12 protein-coding genes are annotated in these 7,523 nt (G+C 66.8%); all 12 read left to right on the top strand.

Features of this window, described 5'->3' with window-relative positions:
- On the top strand, positions 1 to 413 hold a 413-nt coding region (locus RISW2_RS22225; protein WP_211238742.1), incomplete at its 5' end, for a hypothetical protein.
- A complete protein-coding gene (locus RISW2_RS22220) occupies positions 410 to 2,089 on the top strand; it encodes an SNF2-related protein (protein WP_051492333.1) in 1,680 nt (559 codons plus the stop codon). The genes RISW2_RS22225 and RISW2_RS22220, both read left to right, overlap by 4 nt.
- Positions 2,086 to 2,766 carry a hypothetical protein gene (locus RISW2_RS22215; RefSeq protein ID WP_043775369.1) on the top strand — a complete coding sequence of 227 codons (681 nt, stop codon included), beginning with the start codon at positions 2,086 to 2,088 and terminating at the stop codon, positions 2,764 to 2,766. The genes RISW2_RS22220 and RISW2_RS22215 overlap by 4 nt, the downstream gene beginning before the upstream one ends.
- The gene (locus tag RISW2_RS22210; protein ID WP_051492331.1) at positions 2,763 to 3,230 is read left to right on the top strand and encodes a hypothetical protein; all 468 of its coding nucleotides are present in this window, start codon (positions 2,763 to 2,765) and stop codon (positions 3,228 to 3,230) included. Before RISW2_RS22215 ends, RISW2_RS22210 begins: the two co-directional genes overlap by 4 nt.
- Positions 3,230 to 4,261, top strand: coding sequence for a DUF5131 family protein (locus tag RISW2_RS22205; RefSeq protein WP_043775367.1), 1,032 nt, complete (start codon positions 3,230 to 3,232; stop codon positions 4,259 to 4,261). The genes RISW2_RS22210 and RISW2_RS22205 overlap by 1 nt, the downstream gene beginning before the upstream one ends.
- A 109-nt stretch (positions 4,262 to 4,370) precedes the next feature.
- Positions 4,371 to 4,733, top strand: a complete 363-nt coding sequence (locus RISW2_RS24380) for a hypothetical protein (RefSeq protein ID WP_211238741.1) — start codon at positions 4,371 to 4,373, stop codon at positions 4,731 to 4,733.
- Positions 4,730 to 4,996, top strand: a complete 267-nt coding sequence (locus RISW2_RS22200; protein ID WP_043775365.1) for a DUF4031 domain-containing protein — start codon at positions 4,730 to 4,732, stop codon at positions 4,994 to 4,996. Before RISW2_RS24380 ends, RISW2_RS22200 begins: the two co-directional genes overlap by 4 nt.
- Entirely contained in the window at positions 4,996 to 5,499 is a 504-nt protein-coding gene (locus RISW2_RS22195) for an ASCH domain-containing protein (RefSeq protein ID WP_051492328.1), read from the top strand. The genes RISW2_RS22200 and RISW2_RS22195 overlap by 1 nt, the downstream gene beginning before the upstream one ends.
- Positions 5,500 to 5,653: 154 nt before the next feature.
- Positions 5,654 to 5,782 (top strand): hypothetical protein, encoded by a 129-nt coding sequence (locus RISW2_RS25850; RefSeq protein ID WP_280113191.1) that lies wholly within the window; start codon positions 5,654 to 5,656, stop codon positions 5,780 to 5,782.
- Between the two features lie 195 nt (positions 5,783 to 5,977).
- Positions 5,978 to 6,124 carry a DUF4326 domain-containing protein gene (locus tag RISW2_RS25745; RefSeq protein ID WP_244437714.1) on the top strand — a complete coding sequence of 49 codons (147 nt, stop codon included), beginning with the start codon at positions 5,978 to 5,980 and terminating at the stop codon, positions 6,122 to 6,124.
- An 11-nt stretch (positions 6,125 to 6,135) separates the two neighbouring features.
- Positions 6,136 to 6,345 (top strand): hypothetical protein, encoded by a 210-nt coding sequence (locus RISW2_RS22190; RefSeq protein WP_043775362.1) that lies wholly within the window; start codon positions 6,136 to 6,138, stop codon positions 6,343 to 6,345.
- Positions 6,346 to 6,419: 74 nt separating this feature from the next.
- Positions 6,420 to 7,376, top strand: coding sequence for a tyrosine-type recombinase/integrase (locus RISW2_RS22185; protein WP_156943969.1), 957 nt, complete (start codon positions 6,420 to 6,422; stop codon positions 7,374 to 7,376).
- The last annotated feature ends 147 nt before the right edge of the window (positions 7,377 to 7,523 follow it).

Raw genomic sequence — 7,523 nt, 5'->3', positions numbered from 1 at the left:
ATGTACAAGGCCGCGCTCGGGATGTCCTGATGACCACCGCGGCGATCTCCGAGCACCCATCGCTCTACGCCCGCCGGATCGCCACGACGATCGCGGCAGCCAGGATCAATCTCACGAGTGAAGGCACCGCCCATCGTGACATCCTGGCAGCGCTGGCAGCAGCGGGCATCGAGTTCCAGAGCGAGGTGCGCCTGTCAGAGGCAAACCGCATCGACGTGCTCTGCGGAGCCGTGGGCGTGGAGATCAAGGTGGGGCACCCCCGCCGCGCCATCTGGAAGCAACTTCTCCGCTACGCTCAGCACGACTGCATCAAGGCATTGGTTCTCGCCACGGGAACCGCGTTTCCGAAGAACATCCGGGATGTGGATGGCGTCCCGCTCGTCGTCGCCGACCTGTCGCGGGGGTGGCTATGAACGGGCGCCTGACCTTTGGCCACCGCGGCGACGTCCCCGGCTGGATCGTGACGGACCTCAAGCCGCACGTCTCGATGCGGTTCAAGGACGTGTTCCGCGGCATCCCATCCGGGTCGGTTCCGCCCTTCTTCCTGCGCGACCGGCCAGACGTCGCGGCCGACCTCGAATGGTTCATGCAGCGCTACCCGCTGACCATGAGCGATCCGATCGAGGCGCAGCTCTCGAGCAGCGTGCAGACCTACCGTTCGAGCCAGGCGCGGATCGAGGAAATCCGCAGCGCTGAATACATCCCCCCGCTGCTCGGCGGCTTCAAGGAAGGCGAGGCGCCGATGGCCTACCAGCGGCGCGCTGCCGACCTGCTGCGCACCACGGGCCGTCTGCTGCTGCTCGACGATGTCGGGCTCGGAAAGACCGTCTCGGCGCTCGCAGCGATCGCGGATGGCTGGGGCCTGCCGGCCGCGGTCGTGGTGCAGCCACACCTGTCTGCGCAGTGGGTGGTCGAGTACATCGAGCGCTTCACGCACCTGCGCGCGGTCGAGGTGAAGGACCGCAACGCGCGCGCGCTGCAGGTCGCCGACGTCTACGTGTTCCGCTACTCGAACATCTCCGCGTGGGTCGACATGGTCGAGCCGTTGGGGATCAGGACGGCGATCTTCGACGAGATTCAGGAGCTGCGGCACGGGCGCACAACGGACAAGGGCCGCGCCGCAGCGTCGGTCTGCGCGGCGGTCGAATATCGGCTCGGGCTGACGGCGACGCCGATCTACAACTACGGCTCCGAGATCTTCAACGTCGTCGAGTACATCGCGCCCGGCGCGCTCGGATCGTGGCCGGAATTCCTGACAAACTGGTGCAGCCAGCACGGGTCGCACTGGATCGTCAGGGAGCCCGAGGCGCTTGGGGCCTACCTCCAGGAGGAAGGCATCGCGATCCGGCGGACGAACGAGGATGCCGAGGTCGCCTCCACCCTCCCCGGCCTGTCCAAGACCGTGATCGAGGTCGATTGGGACGACGGCGCGGTGCAGACCGACCACGAGTTGCAGCGCAAGCTTGCGCTCCGCGTGCTCGGCGGATCGTTCCACGAGAGCGGGGCGGCTGCGCGCGAGCTGAACCTGATGATGCGACACGAGACCGGTGTCGCAAAAGCCCGCGCGGCAGCGGCCTATGTCCGGACGCTGGCCGAGGCGGGCGAAGCCGTGCTCGTCGGCGCCTGGCACCGCGAGGTCTACGACATCATGCGCGAGCGGCTGGCCGATCTCAGGCCAGTCATGTTTACCGGCTCGGAATCCGCGGCGGCCAAGAGGAAGGCGCGGCAAGCGTTCATCGACGGCGACACGAACATCATGCTGATGTCGCTGCGCGCCGGGGCCGGTCTCGACGGCTTGCAGCACCGCGCCGCGCATGTGGTCTATGCCGAGCTCGACTGGTCGCCGCAGGTCCATGTGCAATTCACCGGCCGGCTGCACCGCCGCGGGCAGCCGCGGCCGGTCACCGCGCATTTCCTGCACGTCGACGGCGGATCGGACCCGGCCATCATGGCCACCCTCGGTCTCAAGGCGTCTCAGTCGCACGGCATCCTCAACCCCTACGGCGGCATGGGGGAAGCCACACCCATCGACGAGAGCCGCATCAAGCAGCTCGCGCGGATGATCCTCGAGCAGGAGGTAGAGGCATGAAAGCCCTTCGCGTGCTCATCGGTTGCGCCACGAGCTGCGTCGCTCTCGACGCCTTTCTCGCCCGCGGGCACGACGCATGGCAGTGCGACATCCTGCCGGCCGACAGGCCGACCAACCGGCACATCCAGGACGACATTCGGACCGTGCTGACGTGGGGCTGGGACCTGCTGATTGTCTCGAACCCGCCATGCACCCGGCTCTGCCGGAGCGGGCAGCGATGGCTCTACGGGCCGGGCAAGACGCCTCCGAAAAAATTGCCGAAGGGGCGGACCCACGAGAGCATGATCGCCGAGTTCAAGGAAGGCGTCGCAGTCTTCGAGGCGTGCTTCAACGCGCCGATTCCGCACGTCGCGGTAGAGAACCCGGAAATGAATATCCACGCGCGGGAGGCGATGCCCTACCTGCCCCGCCCGCAGATCGTGCAGCCGTGGTGGTTCGGCGACGCCGTATTCAAGGCGACGGGCCTCTATCTCCGCAACTTGCCAGAGCTCACCGAGACGAACCGCCTCACACCGCCAGCCCGCGGTACAGACGAATACAGGCGATGGGCCGCGATCCACCGAGCACCGCCGGGCCCTGACCGGTGGAAGATCCGCAGCAAGACGTTCCCCGGGATGGCCGCCGCATGGGCGGACCAATGGGGCAGCTACGCGAAACAGAAGGACGCCGCAGCATGACGCACGCGCTCGATATTCCCATCCCGCTGGTCGGCATGCGCCCGGACCGCGAACCGGATTTCGTGATCGGCACGCCGGACCGACCGTATATGCTCCGCTGGTTCGTTCTGCCCAGGAACGAGACGTTCAACATCTACTACCATGTCGTCATGCGCGACGACGATGACCGGGCCCTGCACGATCATCCGTGGCCGAGCTTCTCGATCATGATGAAGGGCCAGATGCGCGAGATCACGCCGAATGGACCGAGGGTGATCCGCGCCGGCGAGTGCGTCTATCGGGGCCCGGACTTCTCGCACCGCCTGGAGCTGATCGACGGCGCGCCGGCCGAGACGCTGTTCATCACCGGGCCGAAGGTTCGCGACTGGGGCTTCCACTGCCCGAAGGGCTGGGTGCACTGGCGCGATTTCGTCGAGCCGGACAGCACCGGCGAGATCGGCCGCGGATGCGGGGAGATGGCGTGATGTCCGGTATCTCCAAGATCGAGTGGACGGAGCGCACATGGAACCCGATTGCGGGGTGCAGCGTCGTCTCGCCCGGCTGCACCAACTGCTACGCGATGCGGATGGCGCACCGGCTCGCGGCGAACCCCTCGACGCCGCACTACGCCGGCACCACGGAAATGTCGCGCGGCGGGCCGGTCTGGACCGGGAAGATCGGCGTCGCGCGCGAGATCGTGCTGATGGAGCCGCTGCGTCGCCGGAAGCCGACCACCTATTTCGTCAACTCGATGTCAGACCTTTTCCACGAGGCAGTGCCCGACGAGGTGATCGACCGGGTGTTTGCGGTCATGGCCCTCTCCCCGCAGCACAAGTTCCAGGTGCTGACGAAACGCGCCGAGCGGATGCGGGAGTATCTGACCTCTGGCCTCGGTCCGATCTTTCGGATCTTTGACGCGACCGAGAAGCTCGGCGGAAGCCCAGAAGAACTCGAGATCCCCCTGCCGAACGTTTGGCTGGGCGTCTCGGCCGAGGATCAGCGGCGGGCCGACGAGCGGGTGCCGCACCTGCTGGCAACGCCGGCCGCGGTCCGGTTCGTGAGCGCGGAGCCGCTGCTGGGGCCGGTGGACCTGCACCAGTGGCTCCATCCCTCTGGTGCGGCCGGACAGTGTGTGTCGATCGACGGAGACTGGTGCCACGAGCCCGGAACGTGTTCGTGCTGCCGGCGCGGCCTCGACTGGGTGATCGCCGGCGGCGAGAGCGGCCCGGGCGCGCGGCCCATGCACCCGGACTGGGCGCGGTCCCTGCGCGACCAATGCACCGCCGCGGGCGTGCCCTTTTTCTTCAAACAATGGGGCCGCTGGAAGCCCGGCGCAACTCGCGAGAGGCGACCGGAATGGGCGCCCGGCAAGCTCTATGAAACAACAACGCTCTGGGGCGATCCCGGATGGATCGCCGCACAAGATCACCATTGGTCATACCTGCTGGAAGATCTTGGCAAGCGCGCCGCCGGCCGCCAACTCGACGGCCGCACCTGGGACGAGGTGCCGGCATGACCGAACGCGTGCCGTATCGCCCTAGAAGCGACGAGGACTGGCGGGAGTGCTGGGACACGACCTGCAGCGCGTGCGCCCCCTGCCGCAGAGCGTGAAAGGAGGTGATCGCATGCTGACCAAGCCACCGCACGGAAGTCCATGCAACGGATGTGGCGGCTGCTGCGCGGATCAGAGGTGCCCGCTCGGCAGGCTGGTATTCGGTCCGGGCGGACGCTGCCCGGCGCTCGAGATGCGCTTCCCGGCCTTCACGTGTGGGCTCGTCGAGAGTCCGGAGAAGCACGCGCCGCACGTCGTGCGAACACATGGCGCTGACCGCGCGGCGAAAGCTGCTGCGATCCTGATCGGCGCAGGCCTCGGTTGCGACGCGCTCCTCGAGGGCGAGGCGCCGAACGCCGAATGGCGGGCGTGGGCGATTGGGCGGGTCGACCGCGTCGCCTCGGCCGAAGCCGCTGCAATCTGGTGCGCACGATGACCGTCTACGTCGACGACATGCACCTGCTGCCGCTCGGCCGGTTTGGCCGGATGAAGATGTGCCACATGATCGCGGACAGCACTGACGAGCTGCTCGCGATGGCGGACCGGATCGGGGTGTCGCGCCGCTGGATCCAGAAGGCCGGGACCGCAGGGGAACACTTCGACATCGCGATGTCCAAGCGCGCAGCAGCCGTCGCAGCGGGTGCGGTCGAGATCACCATGCGCGAGCTCGCGATGAAAATCCGGGAAAGGAGACGCTGATGCTCCCCGAGAAAGCACTTTCCGTCCGCCAGCCTTGGGCCTGGGCAATCATGTTCGCCGGGAAGGACATCGAGAACCGGAGCTGGCAGGCGGTGAACCATGGCCTCTCCGTCTGCGGTGAAATCGTGCTGCACGCGGCCAAGGGCATGACGCAGCAGGAATACGAGGACGCCGCGGATTTCATGGCGTCGATCGGCGTGACCTGCCCGCCCCCATACGATCTCTGGCGAGGCGCCGTTATCGGCACCGTCGAGGTGGTCGACGTCGTGCGGGAGAGCGCCTCGCCGTGGTTCTTCGGTCCTCGCGGACTGGTCCTACGCAACCCGAAGCCGGTCGCCCCGGTCGCCGTGAATGGCGCCTTGGGATACTTCGACTGGCAATCGCGCCGCACCGACCAGTTCCCGGAGCCGGCCCGCTGGATGCTGCCGCGCGGAAGACCGCAGCCGGAAGCACCAAGGACCCACGATCTTTTCACTGCAACCGAACGGGAGCGCCCGACATGAGCTGGGGAATAGCGTTCTTCCCGGACCCGCGCACTTGGCGCATCGGGAAATGGGAGCCGACATACACCGATGGCAGTCCCGTCGGCGTCATGTGGTGCTTCGGCCCGATTGCACTGCTCTTCGATGACGAACCTTCCGAGTAGGAGCCTGACAGATGCGGAAAGTCCTGTTCTGGGCCAATCTCGCGGCTGCTGCGGTTCAGCTTGCGGTGGGAAACTACGGCATCGCCGGTCTCAACATGATCGCCGCGGGCTTATTGACGCCGACGGGAAAGGGAGCCTGAGAGATGCCGAAGAGAGTGCAGATGCGGCGCGACCGGCCCTGGCGGAAAGACCACCCCGATGCGGTGATCGTGGCCAGGCCGACGAAATGGGGAAACTCCTACCGGGTCGGAGACGGCGTCATGACGGACGCCGGCGGCCACAGGACGATCAAGGATCGTCAGTAAGCCGTCGACCTGTTCCGTCGCAAGTTCAGCATGTGGGCCTGTTCCTACAGCGCCGAAATCATCCGCGAGCTGCGCGGCAAGGACCTGGCCTGCTGGTGCCCTCTGGATCAGCCGTGCCACGCCGACGTGCTGCTCGAGATCGCCAACCGGCCGCTTCGGTCGGTCGAGACGAGGTAGGAGCGTGACAGATGGCTGACGTGCGCCCGCTTGCCGTGAAGGACACGACCGCTGCGGCCATGCTGGACATGCCCGCGGCCGAATTCCGGCGGCTTGTGGCGCTCGGCGTGATGCCCAGGCCGCGCAAGGTCGGTCCTCATGACCGTTGGCGCACGTCGGACATTCAGGCCATCATCGACGGCGATACCGCATGGCCCGACGACGAGGACATTGAAGCGTGAGACCACCGAAGCCCCGGATCACGAAGCCTCGCCTCGCCTGGAAATGGTTCGGGAAGTGGGTGCCGGTCTACCGGATGACGAAGACGGTCGATGGCCAGCGGAAAGAGCGAACCATCCGGCTGGACTGGCAGGGCGATCCGGAGCGCCTGGACGCGCTCTACTGGGAGTGCCAGACCGGCAGGCACGAGCGCCAGCAGACGCCGAGCGCCTACACCTGGAAGGCACTGGTGGTAGCGTGGCGGACTGATCCTCGCGTTCAGAGCAAGCTCGCGGACGGCACCAAGCGCAGCTACCGGCGCGAGATGGACGCCCTGCTCATAAAGAACGCAGGGAAGGACGTGCGCAAGACCACGAGGCAGGGCCTTCGAAAGGTGCATGCCGCTCTGGCCGACACACCGCGCAAGGCGGATTGGCGCATCCAGATCGTGTCGCTGCTCTGGAACTACGGCAAGCTCAAGGCCGACTGGCCCCTCGGCGACAACCCGGCCACGGGGATCGACCTCTACGGCGTCCAGAACCCGTTCGAGCCGTGGCCCGAGTGGATGGTCGAGAAGCTGATCGACGCACCCGAGAACGTGCGGACCACCGCGGAACTGATCATGGGCAGCGGACAACGCCCGAGCGCGGCCATCGAGATGAAGTGGGAAGACTTCAAGGCCGACCGCATGACGGTCCTGGACGAGAAGCAGGACGAGCGGTTCGACGTGCACTGTCCGGATGGTCTGCGCGCATACCTCGACACCCTGCCGAAGCGCGGTGCGCACGTGCTGGCAAAAAACCTGCGCGAGCCGCTGGGATACGACGCGGTGGAGCGCCCGTTCCGAAAATGGCGAACGGGCCTCGGGCCCAAGGCGAAGCCCTACTCTCTGCACGGCCTCCGGAAGCTCGCGATCATCCGGCTTGCCGAGGCGGGATGGTCCGACGCCGAGATCCAGGCGGCAACGAACCAGAGCCCCGAGACCGTGGCCTACTATCGGCGGAAAGCCAACCGCCTGACCCTCACGCGGTCAGCACACGAGCGGCGAACCTGATGGGCAGGCTGAGCGCGCTCCTTTTTGCCGCGCTGGCACGATCGGGAATCGCACGGAACGGAACGGGCACAGAACGGGAAAGTGGGCTGCGGGTGTGGGCTCAGCCGAGGTCGAGAACCGTCCGGAACCGGCTAAGTCATTGGTGCC

This window comes from Roseivivax isoporae LMG 25204, assembly GCF_000521865.1.
GTDB lineage: Bacteria > Pseudomonadota > Alphaproteobacteria > Rhodobacterales > Rhodobacteraceae > Roseivivax > Roseivivax isoporae.
This window is presented reverse-complemented; position numbering and strand designations above follow the sequence as displayed.

What these genes read in the sequence shown, in the direction of transcription:
- RISW2_RS22220 (WP_051492333.1), top strand. Translation starts at nt 410, where the DNA reads ATGAACGGGCGCCTGACCTTTGGCCACCGCGGCGACGTCCCCGGCTGG.
- RISW2_RS22215 (WP_043775369.1), top strand. Translation starts at nt 2,086, where the DNA reads ATGAAAGCCCTTCGCGTGCTCATCGGTTGCGCCACGAGCTGCGTCGCT.
- RISW2_RS22210 (WP_051492331.1), top strand. Translation starts at nt 2,763, where the DNA reads ATGACGCACGCGCTCGATATTCCCATCCCGCTGGTCGGCATGCGCCCG.
- RISW2_RS22205 (WP_043775367.1), top strand. Translation starts at nt 3,230, where the DNA reads ATGTCCGGTATCTCCAAGATCGAGTGGACGGAGCGCACATGGAACCCG.
- RISW2_RS24380 (WP_211238741.1), top strand. Translation starts at nt 4,371, where the DNA reads ATGCTGACCAAGCCACCGCACGGAAGTCCATGCAACGGATGTGGCGGC.
- RISW2_RS22200 (WP_043775365.1), top strand. Translation starts at nt 4,730, where the DNA reads ATGACCGTCTACGTCGACGACATGCACCTGCTGCCGCTCGGCCGGTTT.
- RISW2_RS22195 (WP_051492328.1), top strand. Translation starts at nt 4,996, where the DNA reads ATGCTCCCCGAGAAAGCACTTTCCGTCCGCCAGCCTTGGGCCTGGGCA.
- RISW2_RS25850 (WP_280113191.1), top strand. Translation starts at nt 5,654, where the DNA reads ATGCGGAAAGTCCTGTTCTGGGCCAATCTCGCGGCTGCTGCGGTTCAG.
- RISW2_RS25745 (WP_244437714.1), top strand. Translation starts at nt 5,978, where the DNA reads ATGTGGGCCTGTTCCTACAGCGCCGAAATCATCCGCGAGCTGCGCGGC.
- RISW2_RS22190 (WP_043775362.1), top strand. Translation starts at nt 6,136, where the DNA reads ATGGCTGACGTGCGCCCGCTTGCCGTGAAGGACACGACCGCTGCGGCC.
- RISW2_RS22185 (WP_156943969.1), top strand. Translation starts at nt 6,420, where the DNA reads ATGACGAAGACGGTCGATGGCCAGCGGAAAGAGCGAACCATCCGGCTG.